Origin of the sequence: Actinokineospora sp. NBRC 105648, from assembly GCF_030269645.1 — a bacterium.
GTDB lineage: Bacteria > Actinomycetota > Actinomycetes > Mycobacteriales > Pseudonocardiaceae > Actinokineospora.
On the sequence record NZ_BSTR01000064.1, the window covers coordinates 18,905 to 41,183 of the forward strand.

Consider the following 22,279-nt stretch of genomic DNA (forward strand, 5'->3'; position numbering starts at 1 on the left):
TCTCGCTCACGACGTACCCCACATCATCGGTGAATATCCCTCCGGGACCTTACTGAAGCGCGCTGAGGAACCGCTCAACGATCGCGCAAGCGGGCGACGGCGTCCCAGACTTCGGTCGCCAGTTGCGACTTGGACCCCAGCTCGATGGGCCGTTCGGACCCGTCGGCGGCCAGCAGCCAGCCCGCGTTGTCCTCCACCTCGAAGGCCTTGCCCTCGCCGACGGCGTTCACCACGAGCAGGTCGCAGCCCTTGCGGGCCAGCTTGGCCCGCGCGTGGTCGAGCACGTCGGCACCGGTGTCCCCGGTCTCGGCGGCGAAGCCCACGATGACCTGTTCGGAGCCGGGGACGCCGCGGCGTGCCTCGACCAGCTCGGCGAGCACGTCGGCGTTGCGGGTCAGCGCGATCGGGTCCGGGTCCCGCGCGGTCTTCTTGATCTTGTACGCGGCGCTGCTGACCGGCCGGAAGTCGGCGACCGCGGCGGCCATGACCACCACGTCGGCGTCGGCGGCGGCCTTGTGCACGGCGTCGCGCAGCTCGGCGGCGGTGCCCACCTTGACCACCTCGACCCCGGCGGGCTCGGGCAGCGCGAGGGTGTGCGCGGAGACCAACGTCACCAGCGCGCCGCGCTGCGCGGCCGTGCGGGCCAGCGCGTAGCCCTGCTTGCCGGAGGAGCGGTTGCCCAGGTAGCGCACCGGGTCGAGCGGCTCACGGGTGCCGCCGGCGGACACCACGACCCGCACGCCCTCGAGGTCGCGGGGCAGCGCGTCGGACCGGTGCAGCAGCAACCGGGCGAGGTCGAGGATCTCGGCGGGCTCGGCGAGCCTGCCCTTGCCGGTGTCCGCGCCGGTGAGCCTGCCGCTGGCGGGCTCGGTGACGACGGTGCCCCGCGCCCGCAGCGTGGCGACGTTGGCCCGGGTGGCCGGGTGCTCCCACATCTCGGTGTGCATGGCCGGGACCATCAGCACCGGGCAGCGCGCGGTGAGCAGCGTGCCGGTGAGCAGGTCGTCGGCCAGGCCGTGCGCGGCCCTGGCGAGCAGGTCGGCGGTGGCCGGCACCACCAGCACCAGGTCGGCCTGCTGGCCCAGCCGCACGTGCGGCACCTCCGGCACGTCGGAGAACACGCCGGTGTGCACCTTGTTGCCCGAGAGGGCCTCGAACGTGGCCGCGCCGACGAACCGCAGCGCGGCCTCGGTCGGCACGACCCGCACGTCGTGGCCGGTCTCGGTGAGCCCGCGCAGGACCTCGCACGCCTTGTAGGCGGCGATCCCGCCGCCGACGCCGAGGACGACGCGCGGGCGGGGGGTCACTCGCCCTCGGTGTGCTCGAGCAGGCCGGCGTGGATCTCGCGCAGGGCGATGGACAGCGGCTTCTCGCGCGGTCCCGGCTCGACCAGCGGACCGACGTACTCGAGCAGGCCCTCGCCCAGCTGGGCGTAGTAGTCGTTGATCTGGCGGGCGCGCTTGGCGGCGTAGATGACCAGCGCGTACTTCGAGCTGACCTTGTCGAGCAGGTCGTCGATCGGCGGGTTGGTGATGCCCTCGAGGACGGTGGTCGGCTCGCCCAGGGCGCCCAGCTCGGTGGGAGTGATCACTCGCGATGCTCCTGGCTTGAGGTGTCCGGAAAGACCAAGGTTAGCAACTCCTTCGCGGTGGTCCGCACCTCGGCGTTCACCACGACCACGTCGAACTCGGCCTCGGCGGCCAGTTCGTCCTTGGCCACGGCCAGCCTGCGGGCCACCACGGCGTCGTCCTCGGTGCCGCGGCCGGTCAGCCGGGACACCAGCGCGTCCCAGGACGGCGGCACCAGCATCACCAGCAGCGCCTCCGGCATGGCCCGGCGCACCTGGCGGGCCCCTTGGAGCTCGATCTCCAGGACCGCGGGCCTGCCGGCGGCCAGCGCGGCCTCGACCGGGCCGCGCGGGGTGCCGTAGCAGTTGCCCGCGTACTCGGCGTGCTCCAGCAGCTCCCCCGCGGCCGCCAGCCGAGCGAACTCGGCGGCGTCGACGAAGTGGTAGTGCGCGCCGTCGACCTCGCCGGGACGGGGGGTCCTGGTGGTGACCGAGACGCTGAAGTAGATGTCCGGGTGCAGCCCGCGCAGTTCGGTGACCACGCTGGACTTGCCGACCCCGGAGGGGCCCGACACGACAGTGAGCCGGGCCCGGGCAGCGACGCCCGGTCCCGGCCCACGGCCGTGAGATCTGTCGGTCACTCGCCGCTGAACTCGGCGAGCAAGGCCTTGCGCTGGCGGTCGCCGAGGCCGCGCAGTCGCCTGCTGGGGGCGATCTCGAGACGCTCGATGATCTGCTGGGCACGCACCTTGCCGACGCCCGGGAGGGCCTCAAGCAGCGCGGTGACCTTCATCTTGCCCAGGACCTCGTCGTTGTCGGACTGAGCCAGCACGTCCTTGAGGGTCGTGCCACCTCGCTTGAGGCGCTCCTTGAGCTCGGCTCGTGCGCGACGGGCGGCAGCCGCCTTCTCCAGCGCTGCGGCCCGCTGCTCCTCGGTCAGCTGGGGAAGGGCCACGATTTCCTCCGTGGGGGTGGGATTTCTTCCGGATCGGTGCCGCGACGTTACCGACCTCTGGCCTGCGAGGACAACGCGGGGCTCCCCTGTGCGCAGGGTGACCGGTACCGAGAAGTTGATCAACAACGCGTGATTTCGAGGGTGTGACCTGCGTCTATGCCGCTGTGGTAGTGGTCACTATTGGCGTCACGGAGCGCGATCGATTGTCCACGCGCGGCGAAAGTGTCGCCTCCGCCACTCTTCGCGGACCGCCGAGCACACCCGGTCAGCCCATAGGCGTTTACCTGGGCAGACTTGACGCGGGCACGCCGAACACCCCCGGAGGCGGCAAATCGGGCGTCCGGGGGTGGTTCGGCGGGGTCGGTCAGCGAGCGGCGGCCGCCAGCGAGTCGCGCACGCGCAGCGCGGCGGAGCGCACCGCCGCGCCGTCCGGGCCGTGCCGCAGCACGTCCCGGGAGCTGGTCGGCAGGACGAACGGGAGCGCGTCGCCGAAGAGCCGGGCGAGGTCCCGCGGTCCCGCGCCCTGGGCACCCAGTCCCGGGGCCAGGATGGGCCCGTTGAGGCCCGCGAGGTCAAGATCCGTACGGTCCACGGTCGCGCCCACCACGACGCCCACAGAGCCCTGTGGGGCCGCTCCCGCGTTGCGCGCGGCGGCCGCGTCGACCACGGACTGCGCCACCGACCGCTCCCCCGCCCTGGCCCGCTGCACGCTCGCGCCCTCGGGGTTGGAGGTCAGCGCGAGCACGAACGCGCCCCGGCCGGTGCGCTCGGCCTCGGCCAGCGCCGGCTCGAGCGAGTCGAACCCGAGGTAGGGCGAGAGCGTGACCGCGTCGGCGGCCAGCGGTGAGCCGTCGGCGAGGTACGCCTGGGCGTAGGCGGTCATGGTCGAGCCGATGTCGCCGCGCTTGACGTCGAGCAGCACCAGCGTGCCGCTGCCCGCGAACCCGGAGATCACCCGTTCCAGGACGGCGACACCGCGCGAACCGTGCGCCTCGAAGAACGCCGACTGCGGCTTGACGATCGCCACCTGGCCCGCCAGCGCCTCGACGCAGGTGAGCGCGAACCGCTCCAGCCCCTCGACGTCGCGCGGCAGGCCCCAGTCGTCGAGCAGACCGGGGTGCGGGTCGATGCCCACGCACAGCGGACCGCGCGCGGCCACCGCCTCGGCCAGCCGGACACCGAACGCCGCGCTCACGCCTTGGTCTCCCAGCTCGCGCGCAGCGAGGCCTGCAGGGCCTGCAGCGGTTGCACACCGATGTCGTCGCGGATCAGCGCCTCGATCCCGTGCACCGCGGCGGCGGCGCCCTGGATCGTGGTGACGCACGGGATGTCCCGCGACACCGCGGCGGTGCGGATCTCGTAGCCGTCGACGCGGGGCCCGTGGTTGCCGTACGGGGTGTTGATCACCATCTCCACCCCGCCCTCGCGGATCAGGTCGACGATGTTGTCCTCGCCCTCGAAGTGCTTGCGCACCACCGTGCACGGGATCCCGTTGCGGCGCAGCACCTCCGCGGTGCCGGAGGTGGCCAGCACCTCGAAGCCCAGGTCGGCCAGCCGCTTCACCGGGAACACCATCGCCCGCTTGTCCCGGTTGGCCACCGAGACGAACACCCGGCCCGAGGTGGGCAGCGAGCCGTAGGAGGCGGTCTGCGACTTGGCGAACGCCTTGCCGAACGAGGTGTCGATGCCCATGACCTCGCCGGTCGACTTCATCTCCGGGCCGAGCAGCGAGTCGACGCCGTGGCCGTCGGGGGTGCGGAACCGGTGGAACGGCAGCACCGCCTCCTTGACCGCGACCGGCGCGCCCGCGGGCAGCTCGGCGCCGTCGCCGACGGCGGGCAGCATGCCCTCCTCGCGCAGCTCGGCGATGGTGGCGCCGAGCATGATCCGGGCCGCGGCCTTGGCCAGCGGCGCCGCGGTGGCCTTGGACACGAACGGCACCGTGCGGCTGGCGCGCGGGTTGGCCTCCAGCACGTAGAGCACGTCGTCCTTGAGCGCGTACTGCACGTTGAGCAGGCCGAGCACGCCCACGCCCTTGGCGATCGCCTCGGTGGAGCGGCGGACCGCCTCCAGGTCGGTGCGGCCCAGGGTGATCGGCGGCAGCGCGCAGGAGGAGTCGCCGGAGTGGATGCCCGCCTCCTCGATGTGCTCCATGACCCCGCCGAGGTAGACCTCGTCGCCGTCGCACAGCGCGTCGACGTCGATCTCGATCGCGTCGTCGAGGAACCGGTCGACCAGCACCGGGTGCTCCGGGCTGACCTCGGTGGCCCGCTCGATGTAGCCGGCCAGCGTGGCCTCGTCGTAGACGATCTCCATGCCGCGCCCGCCGAGCACGTACGACGGCCGCACCAGCACCGGGTAGCCGATCTCGTCGGCGATCCGCTTGGCCCCGGCGAAGGAGGTGGCGGTGCCGTACTTCGGCGCGGGCAGGCCCGCCCCGGTGAGCAGGTCGCCGAAGGAGCCGCGGTCCTCGGCCAGGTGGATGGCCTCCGGCGAGGTGCCCACGATCGGCACGCCCACGTCCGCCAGCCGCTGCGCCAGACCCAGCGGGGTCTGCCCACCGAGCTGCACGATCACGCCCACGACGGTGCCGGAGGCCTGCTCGGAGTGCACGACCTCGAGCACGTCCTCGAAGGTCAGCGGCTCGAAGTAGAGCCGGTCGGAGGTGTCGTAGTCGGTGGAGACGGTCTCCGGGTTGCAGTTGACCATCACCGTCTCGTACCCGGCCGCGCGCAGCGCCATCGCCGCGTGCACGCAGGAGTAGTCGAACTCGATGCCCTGCCCGATCCGGTTCGGGCCCGAGCCCAGGATCAGCACCTTGGGCCGGTCCGGCTGCGGCAGCACCTCGGTCTCGGCCTCGGGGTCGAGCTCGTAGGCGGAGTAGTGGTACGGGGTGAGCGCGGCGAACTCCGCGGCGCAGGTGTCCACGGTCTTGAACACCGGCCGCACGCCGAGCCGGTGGCGCAGCGAGCGCACGCCGTCCTCGCCCGCCAGCTCCGGGCGCAGCGCGGCGACCTGCCGGTCGGAGAAGCCCGAGCGCTTGGCGCGGCGCAGCAGCCGCTCGTCGAGCACCGGGGCCCGCTCGACCTCGTCGCGCAGCTCCACCAGGGAGACGACCTGGTCGATGAACCACGGGTCGATGCCGGAGGCCTCGTGCACCTGCTCGACGGTGGCGCCCAGCCGCAGCGCCCGCTCGAGGGTGTAGAGCCTGCCGTCGTGCGGGGTGCGCAGCGCGTCCACAGTGGACTCGACGGTGGCGCCCGCCGGGTCCGGCGTGGTCCAGAAGCCGCCCGCCTTGGTCTCCATCGAGCGCAGCGCCTTGCCCAGCGCCTCGACGAAGTTGCGGCCGATCGACATCGCCTCGCCGACGCTCTTCATGGTGGTGGTCAGCGTCGGGTCGGCACCGGGGAACTTCTCGAAGGCGAACCGCGGCACCTTGACCACGACGTAGTCCAGCGTCGGCTCGAAGGACGCCGGGGTCTCGCCGGTGATGTCGTTGGTGATCTCGTCGAGGGTGTAGCCGATGGCCAGCTTGGCGGCGATCTTGGCGATCGGGAAGCCGGTGGCCTTCGAGGCCAGCGCGCTCGAGCGGGACACCCGCGGGTTCATCTCGATGACGACCATCCGGCCGTTCGCCGGGTTCACCGCGAACTGGATGTTGCAGCCGCCGGTGTCCACCCCGACCGCGCGCAGCACGTCGATGCCGACGTCGCGCATGTGCTGGTACTCGCGGTCGGTCAGCGTCATCGCGGGCGCCACGGTCACCGAGTCGCCGGTGTGCACGCCCATCGCGTCGATGTTCTCGATCGAGCAGATGACCACCACGTTGTCGTGCCGGTCGCGCATCAGCTCGAGCTCGTACTCCTTCCAGCCGAGCACGCTCTCCTCGATGAGCACCTCGGTGACCGGGCTCTCGGTGAGCCCGGTGGAGGCCAGCCGCTCGAGCTGCTCGGGCGTGTGCGCCATGCCGGAACCGAGGCCGCCCATGGTGAACGAGGGCCGGATGACCACCGGCAGGCCGAGCTCGGCGACGGTGTCGCGGACCTCGTCCATCGAGTGGCAGACCCGGCTGCGCGGGGTCTCGGCGCCGATGTCGGCGACGATGTCCTTGAACTTCTGCCGGTCCTCGCCGCGCTGGATGGCGTCGATGTCGGCGCCGATCAGCTCCACGCCGTACTTGTCGAGCACCCCGAGCTCGTGCAGCGAGACCGCGGTGTTGAGCGCGGTCTGCCCGCCCAGGGTGGCCAGGATCGAGTCGATCGGGAACCCGGCGGCCGCCTCGGCGGCGATCACCTTCTCGACGAACTCGGCGGTGATCGGCTCGATGTAGGTGGCGTCGGCGAACTCCGGGTCGGTCATGATCGTGGCCGGGTTGGAGTTGACCAGGCTGACCCGCAGGCCCTCCTCGCGCAGCACCCGGCAGGCCTGGGTGCCGGAGTAGTCGAACTCGCAGGCCTGGCCGATGACGATCGGGCCGGACCCGATCACCAGCACGTGCCTGATGTCCTCGCGCTTAGGCACCGCGGGCCTCCATCATCGTCGCGAACCGGTCGAACAGGGTGGCCGCGTCGTGCGGCCCGGCGGCGGCCTCCGGGTGGTACTGCACGGAGAACGCGGGCACCTCGAGCGCGCGCACGCCCTCGACGCAGCCGTCGTTGGGGCAGTAGTGGCTCACCGCGGCCTTGCCGAACGGGGTGTCGAAGTCCTTGCCCGGCTCGCCCTCGAGCGCGAACCCGTGGTTCTGCGCGGTGATCGCGACCGTGCCGGTGGCCACGTCGATCACCGGGATGTTGATCCCCCGGTGGCCGTAGCGCAGCTTGTAGGTGCCCAGGCCCAGCGCGCGGCCGAGGATCTGGTTGCCGAAGCAGATGCCGAACAGCGGCACCCGGCGCTCCAGCACGCCCCTGGTCAGCGCGACCGCGTGGTCGGCGGTGGCCGGGTCGCCCGGACCGTTGGACAGGAACACCCCGTCGGCCTCGACGGCCAGCAGCTCGTCGAGGGTGGTGGTGCTGGGCAGCACGTGCGTCTCGATGCCGCGGGCGGCCAGCATCCGGGGCGTGTTGGACTTGATGCCCAGGTCCAGCGCGGCCACCCGGAACCGCCGCTCGCCCTCGGCGGGCACCACGTAGGGCTCGGCGGTGGTGACCTGGCCCGCGAGGTCGGCGCCGAGCATCCGCGGGCTCTCCAGCACCCGGACCAGCATCGCGTCCGGCGCGGCCAGCGCGGCGCCGGAGAACACCCCGGCGCGCATCGCGCCGCGCTCGCGCAGGTGCCGGGTCAGCGAGCGGGTGTCGACCCCGCTGATGCCGACCACGCCCTGCTCGACCAGCGCCCCGGCCAGCGAGCCGGTGGCCCGCCAGTTGGAGGTGATCCGGGCCGGGTCGCGCACCACGTAGCCCGACACCCAGACCCGACCGGACTCGTCGTCCTCGTCGTTCCAGCCGGTGTTGCCGATCTGCGGGGCCGTGGCCACCACGATCTGGCGGTGGTAGGAGGGGTCGGTCAGGGTCTCCTGGTACCCGGTCATGGCCGTGCAGAACACGATCTCGCCGAAGGTCTCCCCGGTGGCGCCGAACGCCTCGCCGCGGAACACCCTGCCGTCTTCGAGGACCAGCGCCGCCGCCGTCCGCTCGTTCGTCTCACTCACCGTGGCGCTCCTGGGTCTGCACATCGCCGAGGGCGCGCAGGGCGGGCACCCACAGCTCGTAGTCGTCCTTGTCGTCGGCTCGGAAGCCGGTGTCGAACTCGTGGTCTTCCACCGCCCAGCGCACGACCAGCAGGCCGTCGCGGCCCATCACCTTGCCCGCGATCCCGGCCTCGGTGCGCGCCGCGCGCACCGACCCGGCCGGGATCCACACCGGGGTGGCCCCGACCCGGTCGAACAGCAGGCCGTCGGCGAGCAGGTGGGCGGTGGCCTCGGCGCGGAACCCGACGTCGCCGACCGCGACCCGGTCCTGCCAGCTCGCGTCGGTGACGGTGCTGGCGTAGACGCCGGTGCTCGGTGGCAGCAGCGGTTCGACCGTGCCCTCGCGCACCCCCGCCAGCAGCTCGGCGGGCACCACCGGGAACCCCGGGAGCACCTTGGCCTGTCTGCGGCCCCTGGCCCGGTAGCCCCACCACATCAGGGCGACCAGCAGCAGGAAGGCCGCGAGGAAGATCAGTGTCAGCGTCAGCCGGTTCACGCGGTCGCCTTCCCGTCGCGTGCGGTGATCTTGCCGCGGAGCAGGGTGGCCACCACCGCGCCGGGCAACTCCATGCCCTCGTACGGGGTGTTGGCCGCGATGCTGGCCAGCTCGGCGCCGCGCACGGTCCAGCGCCCGGCCGGGTCGACCAGCGCCAGCGTGGCGGGCTCGCCGACCGCGATCGGGCGGCCCTGGTCGGGCAGCCCGCCGATCTCGGCGGGTCGCTCGCTCAGCACCCGCGCCACCCCGCGCCAGTCCAGCAGGCCCGGCTCGACCATGGTGCGCACCACGATCGGCAGCGCGGTCTGCAGGCCCAGCATGCCCGGCCGGGCCGCGGACCACTCGCAGTCCTTGTCCTGGCTCGCGTGCGGGGCGTGGTCGGTGGCCACGCAGTCGATCGTGCCCTCGGCCAGCGCCTGGCGCAGCGCCTTGGCGTCGGCCGCGGTGCGCAGTGGCGGGTTGACCTTGTTGACCGGGTCGTAGCTGCTCAGCCGCTCGTCGTCGAGCAGCAGGTGGTGCGGGGTGACCTCGGCCGAGACCCGGGTGCCGCGGGCCTTGGCCCAGCGCAGCACCTCGGCGGTGCCCTCGGTGGAGACGTGGCAGACGTGCAGCCGGGCGCCGACGTGCCGGGCCAGCAGGCAGTCGCGGGCCACGATGGCCTCCTCGGCCACCGACGGCCAGCCCGCCAGCCCGAGCCGCGCGGCCAGCTCACCCTCGTGCGCCTGGGCGCCGACGGTGAGCCGGGGCTCCTCGGCGTGCTGGGCGATCACCGCGTCGAGCGCGCGGGTGTACTCCAGCGCGCGGCGCATGATCAGCGGGTCGGCGACGCAGAGCCCGTCGTCGGAGAACACCCGGACCTGGGCCGCGGACCGGGCCATGGTGCCCAGCTCGGCGAGCCGCTCGCCCTTGAGCCCCACGGTGACCGCGCCGACCGGGTGCACGTCGACCAGGCCAACCTCCCGGCCGCGCCGCCACACGTGCTCGACGACCACGGCGTTGTCGGCGACCGGGTCGGTGTTGGCCATGGCGAACACGGCGGTGAAGCCGCCCAGCGCCGCGGCCCGCGAGCCGGTCTCGATCGTCTCGGTGTCCTCGCGGCCGGGCTCGCGCAGGTGCGTGTGCAGGTCGACGAAGCCGGGCAGCGCGACCAGCCCGCCCGCGTCGAGCACCTGGGCGCCGTCGGCGTCCACAGCGGACCCGATGGCGGTGATCACGCCGTCCCGGACGGCGATGTCCACCGGCGCGCCCTCGCCGTAGGGCGTGGCGCCCCTGATGACCAGTGCGCTCATACAGCTTCTTCCTCTCCGGCGAGCAGGTGGTAGAGCACGGCCATCCGCACGTGCACGCCGTTGGCGACCTGTTCGGTGATCGCCGCGCGCGGGGAGTCGGCCACCGCGGCCGAGATCTCCATCCCGCGCAGCATCGGCCCCGGGTGCAGCACGACCGCGTGCTCGGGCAGCATCGCCGCCCGCGCCTCGCTCAAGCCGTAGGTGATCGCGTACTCCCGCGCCGAGGGGAAGAAGCCGCCGTGCATCCGCTCGGCCTGCACCCGCAGCATCATGACCGCGTCCAGCGTCGGCAACTCGGGGTCGAGGTCGTGCGCGACGGTCAGCGAACCCGCCGCGCCGACCGGCCAGTCGGCGATCCGGGTGGGCAGCAGGGTCGGCGGGGCGACCAGCACGACCTGGGCGCCGAACGAGGTGAGCAGGTGCACGTTGGACCGGGCGACCCGGCTGTGCAGCACATCACCGACGATGCCGATCCGCCTGCCCTCGACCCCGCCGAGCCGGTCCCGCAGCGTGGCCATGTCCAGCAGCGCCTGCGTGGGGTGCTCGTGCGTGCCGTCACCGGCGTTGACCACGCTGGTGCCGGTGTGGCCCAGCCAGGAGGCGAGCCGGTGGGCGGCGCCGGAGGCGGGGTGGCGCACGATCACGCAGTCGGCGCCCGCGGCGGCCAGCGTCAGCGCGGTGTCGCGCAGGGACTCGCCCTTCTTCACCGACGACCCGCTCGAGGAGACGTTGACCACGTCCGCGCTCATCCACTTCCCGGCGATCTCGAAGGAGACCCTGGTCCGGGTGGAGTCCTCGAAGAACATGGTGATCACGGTGCGGCCGCGCAGCGTGGGCAGCTTGCGCACCTCGCGGCCGAGCAGTGTCCGCTTGAGACCGTCGGCGGTGTCCAGGATGGCCAGTGCGGTGGCCGGGTCGAGCCCGTCGGTGCCCAGCAGGTGCCTCACTCCGGATCACCCGCCCGGTGCAGCCGGACCGCGTCGCGGCCGTCGGTCTCGGTGAACAGGACGTGGACCTCCTCGGTGCGCGCTGTGGGCACGTTCTTGCCCACGTAGTCCGCGCGGATGGGCAGCTCGCGGTGACCGCGGTCGACCAGCACGGCCAGCTGGACCGCGCGCGGCCTGCCCACGTCGCGCAGCGCGTCGAGGGCGGCGCGGATGGTGCGGCCGGAGAACAGCACGTCGTCGACCAGCACGACCAGGGCGTCCTCGACGCCGCCGGGCGGCAGCGCGGTCTGCCCGAGCGGGCGGGTGGGCCTGCGCCGCAGGTCGTCGCGGTAGAGGGTGACGTCGAGCGTGCCGACCGGAACCTCGACCCCGCTGAACTCAGCGACCCGCGCGGCCAGCCGGTGGGCCAGCGGCGCGCCCCGGGTGGGGATCCCCAGCAACACGACCGGGCGTGCGCCGGACGCGCCGAGCGAGGTCTTCTCGATGACCTGATGGGCCATTCGGGCGATGGTGCGCGCGACGTCACCGGCTGAGAGCAGCTCCCGCTGCCCGGCCGGTTCCGGCGCGCCACGGGGACGCGGCGGCACGGCGGACTCCTTCCCCGCCTCTCTGGACGGGTCATTAAAGGTGTCTATCGACCCCTCTGACCTGGGATCGACGCGACGGTATCAGGCGCGCGCGGCCCACCGACCGGGTGGTCTGCGTCGCTTCCGACGACTGTCCTGGGCGAACGGCTTGACCTGGTGACAACTCTGGGTAACCATTACTCTGCGTGTTGATTTGAAGCTACCCGCGGCAGTCCTTAGCGCCGACGGGGCGAACGAATGGAGAACCGCCGCATGGGCGACTACGCCAAGGCGCTAGGGGCCAAGCTCCGCGCCATCCGCCAGCAGCAGGGGCTGTCGCTGCACGGCGTCGAGCAGAAGTCCGGTGGCCGCTGGAAGGCCGTCGTGGTCGGCTCGTACGAGCGAGGAGACCGCGCCGTCACCGTCCAGAAGCTCGCCGAGCTGGCCGACTTCTACGGCGTACCGGTGGTGGAACTCCTGCCCGAGGGCCGCGTGCCCTCCGGCGCCGAGCCCGCCACCAAGATCGTCATCAACCTGGAGCGGCTGCAGCAGCTACCGGCGGAGAAGGTCGGCCCGCTGGCCCGCTACGCCGCCACCATCCAGAGCCAGCGCGGCGACTACAACGGCAAGGTGCTCTCCATCCGGACCGAGGACCTGCGGTCGCTGGCGATCATCTACGACATGACCCCCGGCGAGCTCACCGAGCAGCTCATCGACTGGGGCGTGCTGCCGCCCGAGGCCCGTCCGTCCAAGGAGGACTAGATTCGCCGGTCGAGACACCCGACCGCGCAGACGGGGATGCTGCGCAGTCGGGTGATCCTCGCACCACCCCCGCCACACCCACGGCCACTCCCCCAGCTCACCCCCCATTCCCCACCCCCGCCCCGCTTTCCTCAATCCCCCAACCTGTCCACACCCCCGCGGCACCCCCTCCCCCCGCCGCCCACCCCCGATAGACTGGCGCAGGGCACGGCCCCCGGGGTCGGGTGGGGGCTCGTTTTCTGAGGGGGTTGTCGGCGAGCCGGCGATCTTCGCGTGGGGGTCGGCAAGTCTTCGCGTGGGGTCGGTGTGCTTCGCGTGGGGTCGCCGGTGTGCGTCGCGTGGGGGTTGGCGTGCGGGGCGTTCTGGGTTCGGCTTCGGGCTGGGGCTCGGGCCGTGGTTCGGGAAGTGGCTCGAGCGGCTCCAGCGGGTGGCGCGTTCCGCGATGCCGGTCGGTGTCCGCGCCTCGGGGCTGCCATCGCGCTGAGCCAGCGGTGCCGAGAGCACTCTCTGGTCACGCGGGCAGAGCAATGACCGGGGCACCCACGGGCAGGTGCCGGACCGGTCACGCGGGCAGAGCAATAATCGAGGCATCAACGGGCAGGTGCCAGACAGGACAGGCATGTGCACCCGGGCGCCCCAAGGGGGCCGCCGAGCCGAGCCGGTCCCGACCTCCGACCGTCCACATTCGACTGTCACGCTCACGCGAACCCATGTCGACCAAGGCCGAGCTCGCGACCCAGCGGCCCGATCCGGCTGCCGGGAGTCACTCCTTGCGGACTGCCGACGTGAGCATCCGGCGATCACGGCGCCGACAGCCGATTCGGAACCGCCGGGGATCCCGCGTGCGCACTGCCTTCCGGCCGCAGCCGGAAGCGCGGCTGCCGGGGGCGGCAGCCGCGCATCAAGCAGTTCAGTCAGAGAGGGCACGCAGTTCAGAGCCGAGCCGCTCAGAGAGGCCGCGCAGGGGCAACCGGTTCAGAGCGTCGCGCGGAGGCGGTCGGCGATTCCGGCGATCCGGCCCAGCAGGCCGTTGACGAACCGCGGCGAGTCGTCAGTCGAGAGGGACTTCGCCAGTTGGACGGCCTCGTCGATGGCCACCGCGTCGGGCACGTCGGTGGCCCAGAGCAGTTCGTAGAGGCCCAGCCGCAGCACCGCCAGGTCGACGGCGGGCATCCGGGCCAGCGTCCAGCCCTCGGCGTGCTCGGTGAGCAGTTCGTCGATCCGCGCCCGGTGCGCGGTCACCCCCTCGATGAGGGTGATCGTGTAGTCGCTGACCGGTGGCACGTCCGGCGAGCCGACCCGGTCGGCGAGCAGGGTGACCGGGTCGTCGCCGCGCACGGCCGCCTCGAACAGGAGGTCGACCGCGCGTTTTCGCGCCTTGCTGCGGGCACCCACGTCAGTTGCTGACCCGGCCGAGGTAGCGCCCGTCGCGGGTGTCGACCTTGACCTTCTCGCCGGTGGTGACGAACAGCGGCACCTGGATCTCGGCACCGGTCTCCAGCCGCGCGGGCTTGGTGCCGCCGGTGGAGCGGTCGCCCTGCAGACCGGGGTCGGTGTGCTCGATGATCAGCTCGACCGAGGTGGGCAGCTCGATGAACAGCGGCACGCCCTCGTGCGAGGAGACGATCGCGGTGCCGTTCTCCAGCAGGAAGCGGGACTGCTCGGAGACGGTCTCGGCGTTGATCGAGATCTGCTCGAAGGTGTCGCCGTCCATGAAGACGAAGTCGGAGCCGTCGTTGTAGAGGTAGGTCATCTCGCGGCGGTCCACGGTGGCGGTCTCGACCTTGACGCCGGCGTTGAACGTCTTGTCGACGACCTTGCCCGTCAGCACGTGCTTGAGCTTGGTCCGCACGAACGCCGGGCCCTTGCCGGGCTTGACGTGCTGGAACTCGGTGACGGTCCACAGCTGGCCCTCGAGGTTGAGCACCAGGCCGTTCTTCAGGTCGTTGGTCGAGGCCACTGGATGGATCTCCTGTTGTCCGCGCGCGGCCGTCCTGAGCCTGCAAGACTCGACTCTCAGACGACCACGAGCTGCTTGGTGGTCAGCGTGAGGAGCTCGGGACCGGTGTCCCGCACGACGAGCGTGTCCTCGATGCGGACCCCGCCCAGCCCGGGCAGGTACACGCCCGGCTCGACGGTGACCGCCATTCCGGCCGAAAGTGTACCTTCGCCGGTTTTGGCGAGGCTGGGTGCCTCGTGGATCTCCAGCCCGACGCCGTGGCCGAGGCCGTGCACGAACTGCTCGCCCCGCCCGGCGTCCTCGATGACCCCGCGCGCGGCGGCGTCGACCGCGCGCACCTGGGCACCCGGGCGCAGCGCGGCGCGGCCCGCGGCCTGGGCGGCGGCGACCAGGTCGTACACCTCGCGCTGCCAGTCGGCCGGGTTGCCCAGGACCAGGGTGCGGGTCATGTCGGAGTGGTAGCCCTCGACCAGCGCGCCGAAGTCGAGCTTCACCAGGTCGCCCGCGGCGAGCACGGCGTCGGTGGGCCGGTGGTGCGGCACCGCCGAGTTGGCGCCGGCGGCGACGATCGAGGCGAACGCCGGGCCGCTCGCGCCGTGGTCGAGCATCCGGCCCTCCAGGTCGCGGGCGACCTCGCGCTCGGTGCGCCCGGGGCGCAGACCGCCCTGCTCGACCAGGTCGGCGAGCGCTCGGTCGGCCGCGGCGCAGGCCATCCGCAGCGCCTCGACCTCGGTGTCGTCCTTGATCAGCCGCAACGCCTCGACCAGGTGCGGCGCCCGGACGAACTCGGCGGGTCGCGCTGTCTCGGCGAGCGCGTCCAAGGCGTCGACGGTGACGTGCTGGCTCTCGAACCCCACCCGGCGCCGGGTGCCCGCGCCCGCGGCGAGGGCGAGGGCACTGGCGCGGTCGACCACCAGGGCCAACTCGGGCACCTGCTCGCCCGCTTGCTGCTGGTAGCGGCCGTCGGTGCAGAACGTGCTGCCCGCCTCGTCCTCGGCGTCGAGCAGGAGGGCGCCGTTGGAACCGGTGAAACCGGTCAGGTAGCGGAGGTTTCGCAGGTCGGTGACGAGCAGGGCGTCCAGACCGCGCTCGCGGAGGCTGGTGCGCAGCGCCGCGCGGCGCCGGAGGTGCGACTCGGGCATGGGGTCGAGCTTAGGGGCAGCGCGCCGGTGCGTCGCCAGGTCATCCGGGCCCTACTCTTGGGTAATGCGAACCTGGCTGGTGCGGGGCGTGGTGTTGGCGGTCGTGCACGCGGCGGTCGCAGTCGGTGTCGCCGCGGTGCGGGCGGGCGACCCCACCGGCACCGGCACGGTCGAGGCGTTGGCGCTGGCCGCGCTGGTAGCGGTCGCGGCGGTGTGGGCGGCGGTGGACGGGTGGCTCGACGTGCCCGACCGGGGCCGCGCGTGGGTGATCGCGGCGCTCGTCGCGGGGTGGGGCTCGGCGGTGCTCAGCGTCATCGGGCGCGCGGTGTTCGTGGACCAGACCGGCGTCAGAGCGCTGGGACAGGCCTTGACCGGCGGCGCGGCGTTCACCGCGCTGCTGGTGCTGGTGCCGGCGGCCCTCGGCTTGGTCGTCGGGCCGCGCTTGGCGGGCGACCGGCGGGACGAGGACGAGGAGACCCCGGCGCCGTCCCCCTGACCTCAGCGGGCGGCGGCGAGGTCGGGGCCGCGTTCGTAGGAGTCGAACTGGCCCTGGGTGACCGTGGCGATGGTCGAGGAGTTGAGGGTGGCGACCGCCGGGTCGGGGATCGTCCACAGCCGGTCGTCGTCGAGCACGAACCCGACCCGGGCCCCGGCGCGCACGGCGGTCGCGGCGGCGCTGAGCCGGGCGGCGACCGGGACGGTGTCCAGCGCGACGACCCGTTCGTCGAGGACGCGCACCGCGAGCCGCTCCGCGACCGACCGCCTCTCCACGCGCACGACACGCCCATCGCGGATGAGGTCGATGGTGCGCTGCGGCGACGGGACGGCGTAGCCCTCCAGGGCGCGCAGGGCGCGGTCGGGGTCGGCGCAGGCGCGGGTGCCGGTGAGGTCGGCGCCGAAGTGGGTCAAGTCGGTCGGCGCGTCGAGAGTGCGGGTGGCGCGCACCAGGTCGACGGGCACCCGGTCGCAGGGCGCCTCGACCGAGCGCGGGCTGTGGCCCTCGGGGTCGCGGACCAGTCCGGGCCCCTCCTGCCACGGTCCGGGGATCAACACCGGGAGGTAGGGGGCGCGGCGGAAGTCCCGGTCCCAGAAGGTGATCGTGGTGCCGTCCTGGGTCTCGTGGGCGATGGCGAACGCGTCGAGGGCGTCGACCCACATGAAGTCGACGCTGAAGGCGTCGACAACCGAGCGCAGGCGGTCGGCGGTGCCGTTGGCCTTGCGGAAACCGCCGGGACTGAGCAACTCGACACCGGTGACGAACGTGGGGTCCTTGGCGCGGATCACGAACTGCCCCGCACCGTTCCACCCCGCCGCCTTCCCGGTGGTGTCGGTGAACATCAGGTAGAACCAACCATCGAGGTGCACCACGGCGGGCTGTCCGGCACCGTAGGTGTTCGCCCGGATGACGTCGCGGGACGAGGTGACGATCGGCTTGCCGTCGTTGGCCCTGGTCCAGGTGCGACCGTCCGGACTGGTCGCGAGCCCGATGGCGTTGCCGTTGGCGTGGTTGCCCGCGGCGCCGGTGTAGTAGAGGTAGTAGGTCCCGCCGACCCGGATCACGGACGGGTCGCAGGTGTGCATGCCGTCGAACGAGCCTGGGTTTCCGCTGAACACAGCGGAAAGCGGATTCCCGTACGGCCCGTCGGGCGAGGGCGCGTCGCCGAGCAGGATGTCGTCCCCCGGCGGCCCCGCCCCACCGAGCTGACTGCACCACCACATCCGATAACGCCCCTCATCAACCATCAGAGTGGGCGCGTAGTTGTAGACAGCGTCCGCCGCCCCCGCGGCGACAACCTCGGCACTGCGCCGAGGACGGTCCGTGCCCAACCCCACCTGATCGGGCGAAGGCTCCTGACTGGGCGGCGGCACCGGCCCCGGCGAGGCAGGCGAGGTCTCGACCCGCGCGGCGGGCGAGGGCACCGGCGGGGGCGTGGGCGCCGAGCACCCTGCCACGACGATCCCGAGGAAGATCGCCACAGCGGCACGCCGAGCCCGGGTGACCATGACTACGCGGGAACCTCCCCTACCGGTGAAGCGGTGGACACAGTGTAGGTATCCGACCGCCACACATCCCGGAGTCGAGTGAACCTGAGGCTTGCACCACAGTCCGAGGAACCGACAACAGCGAACCGACGTTGTCGGTTCCGAAGACCGCTCCGACCGACTCCACAGAGTTACCGGAGATACACCTGGTCGAGTGGTCGAAATCGGGAACTTCGAACACTAGTTCGAACGTTCGCCATATATGCAGTGCGCGCGGCGGGGACAGGCAACACCACAAGACCGCGAGTGGCCGGTCCAGCACCAGAGGAGCCCAGCAGACGAGCAGCAGTACCGCATTCCCCGCTCCAAGCCCCACCACCACATCCGCCCCGGTCCCCCGTTGCCGTAACCACGCGCACCCGTCGTGGCCCCACGGCGGCCCGCCCCTTGCTGGAAGGCCTGTGTCCCTGCGGGCAAGTCGCCGAGGGCAGGTCGCCGGGCTGGGGAGGGGTCGCCCGGGCTGAGGAGCGGGCGCCGGGTTGGCAAGGGAGCGCCACGCTGGGAGTAGCCGGACCCATACGGCCCGCCTTCCGCCAGGCCGCCTCCGGTCAAATCCGTACGGCTGGCGGCAGGGTGGTGGTGACGGCGACACCAGCTGAAGCGACCAACTGGAGCGGATGCGTCCTGCGGGCTGGAGAGCGCTTCGTGGGGACATTCGGGTAGCTGGCAGGTCCGGCGGCGGTATGGGCAGCGGCGGTGGCGGGCGGCCGGTATGGGCAGCGGCTGTGGCGGGCAGATGTGCCGGGATCAGGTCGGGCAGCCGTGCCAGGTTGTCGGGCAGTCGTGTTCGGGATGTCGAGCAGCCTTGCCGAGTTTGTCAGGTCACCGTGCCGGGTTGTCGGGAAGTCACCGTGCCGGGTTGTGGGGAAGCCGTGTCGGGTGTCCGGAAGCGGGCTTGTTGGCGGCTCTGGTGTGGATCGTGGACATGGATGGGCGGAGACCGTCGGGTGAGCACGCCAGAACGGGCGCTGCTTCTTCGGCGGCTTGGTCTCGGGTCGCCGAGGTCTGTGTGGGTCGCCGATGTCTGTGTGGTGAGTGGTGGTTCTCTTGCTGGAGAACGGAAACCTGGTCGCCTGGTCGGCCGAGGGGGCCGGAGGTGTCGCACACGCGGTCGGCCGTGGATGGGCGGGCGCATCCACTGGGGCGAGCGCCAGGTGAACGACCGCTGGGTCGTGTGGTTGGCCGTGACCGTCGAGTGTTGAGGAGGGTTAGCGGGCGTTGGTGGCGAGCCAGCGCAGGGCGAGGGGGTATCCGTCGACGCCTAGGCCGACTATGACGCCTGCGGCGAGTTCGGAGATGTAGCTGTGGTGGCGGAACTGCTCGCGCTTGTGCACGTTGGAGATGTGCACCTCGACCAGTGGTGCGCGCAGTTGTGCGACGGCGTCGCGGACGGCGATGGAGTAGTGCGTCCAGGCGCCCGCATTCAGTACTACTGGGGTGTTGTGGTCGGCTGCCTCGTGTAGCCAGCCGAGCATTTCGCCCTCGTGGTCGGTTTGGCGGACTTCGACGTCGAGGTCCAGGGTGCGACCGGCTTCCTCACACAGGGTGACCAGGTCCGCGTAGGTGGTGTTGCCGTAGACGGTGGGTTCGCGGGTGCCCAGCCTGCCGAGGTTGGGGCCGTTGAGGACGAGGACCTTCACAGCAGTACTCCTCCGGTGGAGGGGGCGGTCGTGGCGACCGCCGAGTAGGCCGCGGCGAGCAGGGACGGGTCCGGGCCCTCGAGACGGGCAGGCTTGGCGAGGCCGTCGAGGACCACGAAGCGCAGGATGCCGGACTTGGTCTTCTTGTCGCCGAGCATGTACTCGACCAGCTGCGGGAGCGCGTCGGCGTCGTAGGCGACCGGGAGGCCGACGGCGGTGAGGACCGCGCGGTGCCGGTCGGCGGTGGCGTCGTCGAGGCGACCGGCGAGGCGGGCGAGTTCGGCGGCGAAGACCAGGCCCACGCTCACCGCGGCGCCGTGGCGCCAGCGGTAGCGCTCGCGGCGCTCGATCGCGTGGGCGAGGGTGTGGCCGTAGTTGAGGACCTCGCGCAGGCTGGACTCGCGCAGGTCGGCGGCGACCACGTCGGCCTTGACCTGGATCTTGCGGCGGACCAGCTCGGCGAGCACCGGGCCGGTCGGGTCGAGCGCGGCCTGGGGGTCGGCCTCGATCAGGTCGAGGATCACCGGGTCGGCGATGAAACCGCCCTTGATCACCTCGGCCATGCCCGCGACCAGTTCGTTGCGCGGCAGGGTGGTCAGGGTGGCCAGGTCGACCAGGACCGCCGACGGCTCGTGGAAGGCGCCGACCAGGTTCTTGCCCGCGTCGGTGTTGATGCCGGTCTTGCCGCCGACAGCGGCGTCGACCATGCCGAGCAGTGTGGTCGGGACGTTGACCAGCCGCACGCCGCGCATCCAGGTGGCGGCGACGAACCCGGCGACGTCGGTGACCGCGCCGCCGCCGATGGCCAGCACGACGCCCTGGCGGTCCAGGCCGATGCGGCCCAGGACCTCCCAGCAGAACGCGGCGACGGAGAGGGCCTTGCCGTCCTCGGCGTCGGGGATCTCCACCCGGTGGGCGTCGACACCCGCCTTGACGAGCTCCTCGCGGGTGGCCTCGGCGGTGGCGGCGAGGGTGGGCTGGTGGATGATCGCGACCTTGGACGCGTCCCGCACGGTGTCGACCAGCTCGTCGAGCAAGCCGGTGCCGATGACGACGTCGTAGGGCCGGTCGCTGGCGACGCGGATGCGCTGGGGCTGGGCGGTCACTCGCTCCCCCTCGGTGGTGCGGACGGGCTCAGCGCCTCGACCAGGTCGGCGACGATCTGCTCGGGCGAGGCGGTGTCGGTGGCGACCTCGACGGTGGCGACCTCGCGGTAGAGCGGAAGCCGGGCGTCGAGGAGCCCCTTGAAGGTGGCCCGCGGGTTGACCCCGGCGAGCAGCGGCCGGGCGGTGGACAGCCCGGTGCGGCGCAGGCCCTCGCTCGGGCCGACGTTGAGGAAGACAACGGTGTGCTCGGCGAGCAGGGCACGGGTGTCGGCGGCCAGGACGGCGCCGCCGCCAAGGGCAAGGACGCCCGGGTGTTCAGCCAGTGCGGTGGCCACGGCCGCCGCCTCGGCGGCGCGGAACGCGGGCTCGCCGTCCTGGGTGAAGATGTCGGTGATCGGCTTGCCCGCCGCGGCCTCGATGTCGGCGTCGGTGTCGCGGAACTCGACGTCGAGCGCGGCGGCCAGGGCCGCACCGATGGTTGTCTTGCCCGCACCGGGCGGGCCGACGACCACCGCGACCGGCCTCACCAGCGGTTCCGCAGCGCGTCGAGGTAGCCCTCGACGTTGCGCTTGGTCTCGGCCAGCGAGTCGCCGCCGAACTTCTCCAGCGCGGTCTCGGCCAGCACCAGGGCGACCACGGACTCGAGCACCACGCCCGCGCGCGGCACGGCGCAGACGTCGGAGCGCTGGTGGATGGCCACCGCCGCCTCGCCGGTGGTGACGTCCACTGTGGACAGCGCGCGGGGCACGGTGGAGATCGGCTTCATGGCGACCCGGACGCGCAGCGGCTCGCCGTTGGTGATGCCGCCCTCCAGCCCGCCCGCGCGGTTGGACCGCCTGCTGACCCCGGCGACGGTGCCCTCGGCGCGGTCGATCTCGTCGTGGGCCTGGCTGCCCCAGCGGCGGGCGGTGGTGAACCCGTCGCCGATCTCGACGCCCTTCATGGCCTGCACGCCCATCAGCGCGCCGGAGAGCCGCGCGTCGAGGCGGCGGTCCCAGTGCACGTGCGAGCCCAGACCCGGGGGCAGCCCGTAGGCGATGACCTCGATGACGCCGCCGACGGTGTCACCGGCCTTCTTGACCGCCTCGACCTCGGCGACCATGGCGTCGGTGCCCGCTTGGTCGAACGCGCGGACCGGGCTCTCGTCGATCGCCGCGAGGTCCTGTGGACCGGGCAGCGGGCCCTCGGGGGCCGCGGCCTGTCCGATGGAGACGACGTGGCTGATGATGTCGACGCCGAGCACCTGGCGCAGGAACGCGCGCGCGACGGTGCCCAGCGCGGTGCGGCCCGCGGTCTCCCGGGCGCTGGCCCGCTCGAGGACGGGCCGGGCCTCGTCGAAGCCGTACTTCTGCATCCCGGGCAGGTCGGCGTGGCCGGGGCGCGGGCGGGTGAGCGGCTCGTTGCGGCTGAGTTCGGCGAGCTCGGCCGGGTCCACCGGGTCGGCGGACATGACCTTCTCCCACTTGGGCCACTCGGCGTTGTCGATCCGCACGGCGATCGGGCCGCCCTGGGTGAGCCCGTGCCGGACACCACCGAGGAACTCGACGGCATCGGTCTCGAAGCCCATCCGCGGGCTGCGGCCGAAGCCCAGCCTGCGCCGGGCGAGCTGGTCGCCGAGGTCGGCGGTGGTGACCTCGACGCCGGCCACCATGCCCTCCAGGACGGCGACCAGGGCGGGTCCGTGTGACTCTCCAGCGGTTATCCAGCGCAGCACGGTATCGATCCTGTCATGTCGGGGTGGACGGCCGCTCCCCGCCCAAGGCGAAACCCTTGTCGGCCTCGGCACACTTGAGCGGCACCGGTACCGCGCGGCTGCTCGACTCGGATCCCAAGCCGCCGCTGTGAGGGCACCTGGGCATTCTCGCCCTCGACGCCCGCACCGCGCAGCCGCAGAACCTGGCAGGTTCAGGCGGTCGTAGCATCTGATCTTGATGTTCGGTGGGGAAGGATTCCCTGTCGTGCGCAGGATGTTGACCTTGGCCGAGCGGGAGGAGATCTCGCGTGGTCTGGCGGAGTCGTTGGAGTACAGGGAGATCGCCGTCCTGATCGGGCGTGGTCCCTCGGTCGTGTCGCGGGAGGTGGCCCGACACGGTGGTCGTGAGGGGTATCGGGCGGTGGTG

22 protein-coding genes are annotated in these 22,279 nt (G+C 72.4%); 3 read left to right on the forward strand and 19 right to left on the reverse strand.

Features of this window, described 5'->3' with window-relative positions:
- Nucleotides 1-74: 74 nt before the first annotated feature.
- From coaBC to pyrR, 11 genes are all read right to left on the reverse strand, one after another.
- Entirely contained in the window at nucleotides 75-1,307 is a 1,233-nt protein-coding gene (gene coaBC / locus QSK30_RS33300) for a bifunctional phosphopantothenoylcysteine decarboxylase/phosphopantothenate--cysteine ligase CoaBC (protein ID WP_285509098.1), read from the reverse strand.
- Complete coding sequence (gene rpoZ, locus QSK30_RS33305) at nucleotides 1,304-1,591, reverse strand: DNA-directed RNA polymerase subunit omega (protein WP_285509099.1); 288 nt, start codon at nucleotides 1,589-1,591, stop codon at nucleotides 1,304-1,306. Before rpoZ ends, coaBC begins: the two co-directional genes overlap by 4 nt.
- Nucleotides 1,588-2,208 carry a guanylate kinase gene (gmk, locus tag QSK30_RS33310; protein ID WP_285509101.1) on the reverse strand — a complete coding sequence of 207 codons (621 nt, stop codon included), beginning with the start codon at nucleotides 2,206-2,208 and terminating at the stop codon, nucleotides 1,588-1,590. The genes rpoZ and gmk overlap by 4 nt, the downstream gene beginning before the upstream one ends.
- The gene (gene mihF, locus QSK30_RS33315; RefSeq protein ID WP_018686179.1) at nucleotides 2,205-2,522 is read right to left on the reverse strand and encodes an integration host factor, actinobacterial type; all 318 of its coding nucleotides are present in this window, start codon (nucleotides 2,520-2,522) and stop codon (nucleotides 2,205-2,207) included. The genes gmk and mihF overlap by 4 nt, the downstream gene beginning before the upstream one ends.
- A gap of 364 nt (nucleotides 2,523-2,886) precedes the next feature.
- Entirely contained in the window at nucleotides 2,887-3,717 is an 831-nt protein-coding gene (gene pyrF / locus QSK30_RS33320) for an orotidine-5'-phosphate decarboxylase (protein ID WP_285509103.1), read from the reverse strand.
- Complete coding sequence (gene carB / locus QSK30_RS33325; RefSeq protein ID WP_285509104.1) at nucleotides 3,714-7,043, reverse strand: carbamoyl-phosphate synthase large subunit; 3,330 nt, start codon at nucleotides 7,041-7,043, stop codon at nucleotides 3,714-3,716. The genes pyrF and carB overlap by 4 nt, the downstream gene beginning before the upstream one ends.
- Nucleotides 7,036-8,169: a glutamine-hydrolyzing carbamoyl-phosphate synthase small subunit gene (gene carA / locus QSK30_RS33330; protein ID WP_502871927.1), complete on the reverse strand. Its 1,134-nt coding sequence runs from the start codon at nucleotides 8,167-8,169 to the stop codon at nucleotides 7,036-7,038. Before carA ends, carB begins: the two co-directional genes overlap by 8 nt.
- Nucleotides 8,162-8,704: a PH-like domain-containing protein gene (locus QSK30_RS33335; RefSeq protein WP_285509106.1), complete on the reverse strand. Its 543-nt coding sequence runs from the start codon at nucleotides 8,702-8,704 to the stop codon at nucleotides 8,162-8,164. The genes carA and QSK30_RS33335 overlap by 8 nt, the downstream gene beginning before the upstream one ends.
- Nucleotides 8,701-9,993: a dihydroorotase gene (locus QSK30_RS33340; RefSeq protein ID WP_285509108.1), complete on the reverse strand. Its 1,293-nt coding sequence runs from the start codon at nucleotides 9,991-9,993 to the stop codon at nucleotides 8,701-8,703. Before QSK30_RS33340 ends, QSK30_RS33335 begins: the two co-directional genes overlap by 4 nt.
- Nucleotides 9,990-10,940 carry an aspartate carbamoyltransferase catalytic subunit gene (locus QSK30_RS33345; RefSeq protein ID WP_285509109.1) on the reverse strand — a complete coding sequence of 317 codons (951 nt, stop codon included), beginning with the start codon at nucleotides 10,938-10,940 and terminating at the stop codon, nucleotides 9,990-9,992. The genes QSK30_RS33340 and QSK30_RS33345 overlap by 4 nt, the downstream gene beginning before the upstream one ends.
- Nucleotides 10,937-11,527, reverse strand: coding sequence for a bifunctional pyr operon transcriptional regulator/uracil phosphoribosyltransferase PyrR (gene pyrR, locus QSK30_RS33350; protein WP_285509111.1), 591 nt, complete (start codon nucleotides 11,525-11,527; stop codon nucleotides 10,937-10,939). Before pyrR ends, QSK30_RS33345 begins: the two co-directional genes overlap by 4 nt.
- 252 nt (nucleotides 11,528-11,779) lie before the next feature.
- Here pyrR and bldD point away from each other — a divergent pair, with 252 nt between their 5' ends.
- Nucleotides 11,780-12,268: a transcriptional regulator BldD gene (gene bldD, locus QSK30_RS33355; RefSeq protein WP_018686187.1), complete on the forward strand. Its 489-nt coding sequence runs from the start codon at nucleotides 11,780-11,782 to the stop codon at nucleotides 12,266-12,268.
- A 975-nt stretch (nucleotides 12,269-13,243) separates the two neighbouring features.
- On the opposite strand, the gene nusB is transcribed toward bldD, so the two are convergent.
- Genes nusB through QSK30_RS33370 form a run of 3 tightly spaced genes read right to left on the reverse strand, consistent with a single transcriptional unit; the run spans nucleotide 13,244 to nucleotide 15,370 of the window.
- Complete coding sequence (nusB, locus tag QSK30_RS33360) at nucleotides 13,244-13,663, reverse strand: transcription antitermination factor NusB (RefSeq protein WP_285509112.1); 420 nt, start codon at nucleotides 13,661-13,663, stop codon at nucleotides 13,244-13,246.
- A gap of 1 nt (nucleotide 13,664) precedes the next feature.
- A complete protein-coding gene (efp, locus tag QSK30_RS33365; RefSeq protein WP_285509114.1) occupies nucleotides 13,665-14,228 on the reverse strand; it encodes an elongation factor P in 564 nt (187 codons plus the stop codon).
- Nucleotides 14,229-14,284: 56 nt separating this feature from the next.
- Complete coding sequence (locus QSK30_RS33370) at nucleotides 14,285-15,370, reverse strand: M24 family metallopeptidase (protein ID WP_285509115.1); 1,086 nt, start codon at nucleotides 15,368-15,370, stop codon at nucleotides 14,285-14,287.
- 64 nt (nucleotides 15,371-15,434) lie between these two features.
- Between QSK30_RS33370 and QSK30_RS33375 the strand changes: the two genes are divergently transcribed.
- Nucleotides 15,435-15,866 carry a B-4DMT family transporter gene (locus tag QSK30_RS33375; protein ID WP_285509117.1) on the forward strand — a complete coding sequence of 144 codons (432 nt, stop codon included), beginning with the start codon at nucleotides 15,435-15,437 and terminating at the stop codon, nucleotides 15,864-15,866.
- A 2-nt stretch (nucleotides 15,867-15,868) separates the two neighbouring features.
- Here the strand turns inward: QSK30_RS33375 and QSK30_RS33380 are convergent, their stop codons facing one another.
- The 5 genes from QSK30_RS33380 to aroC all read right to left on the reverse strand — a co-directional run bounded on the left by QSK30_RS33380 (nucleotide 15,869) and on the right by aroC (nucleotide 21,873).
- Nucleotides 15,869-17,374, reverse strand: coding sequence for a glycoside hydrolase family protein (locus QSK30_RS33380; protein WP_285509119.1), 1,506 nt, complete (start codon nucleotides 17,372-17,374; stop codon nucleotides 15,869-15,871).
- A 1,247-nt stretch (nucleotides 17,375-18,621) separates the two neighbouring features.
- Complete coding sequence (aroQ, locus tag QSK30_RS33385; protein WP_285509121.1) at nucleotides 18,622-19,053, reverse strand: type II 3-dehydroquinate dehydratase; 432 nt, start codon at nucleotides 19,051-19,053, stop codon at nucleotides 18,622-18,624.
- Entirely contained in the window at nucleotides 19,050-20,159 is a 1,110-nt protein-coding gene (aroB, locus tag QSK30_RS33390; RefSeq protein ID WP_285509123.1) for a 3-dehydroquinate synthase, read from the reverse strand. Before aroB ends, aroQ begins: the two co-directional genes overlap by 4 nt.
- On the reverse strand, nucleotides 20,156-20,686 hold the full coding sequence (locus QSK30_RS33395; protein WP_285509125.1) for a shikimate kinase: 531 nt from the start codon (nucleotides 20,684-20,686) through the stop codon (nucleotides 20,156-20,158). Before QSK30_RS33395 ends, aroB begins: the two co-directional genes overlap by 4 nt.
- Nucleotides 20,683-21,873: a chorismate synthase gene (gene aroC, locus QSK30_RS33400; protein WP_285509126.1), complete on the reverse strand. Its 1,191-nt coding sequence runs from the start codon at nucleotides 21,871-21,873 to the stop codon at nucleotides 20,683-20,685. The genes QSK30_RS33395 and aroC overlap by 4 nt, the downstream gene beginning before the upstream one ends.
- A gap of 253 nt (nucleotides 21,874-22,126) precedes the next feature.
- Here aroC and QSK30_RS37055 point away from each other — a divergent pair.
- On the forward strand, nucleotides 22,127-22,279 hold a 153-nt coding region (locus QSK30_RS37055), incomplete at its 3' end, for a helix-turn-helix domain-containing protein (protein ID WP_352231662.1).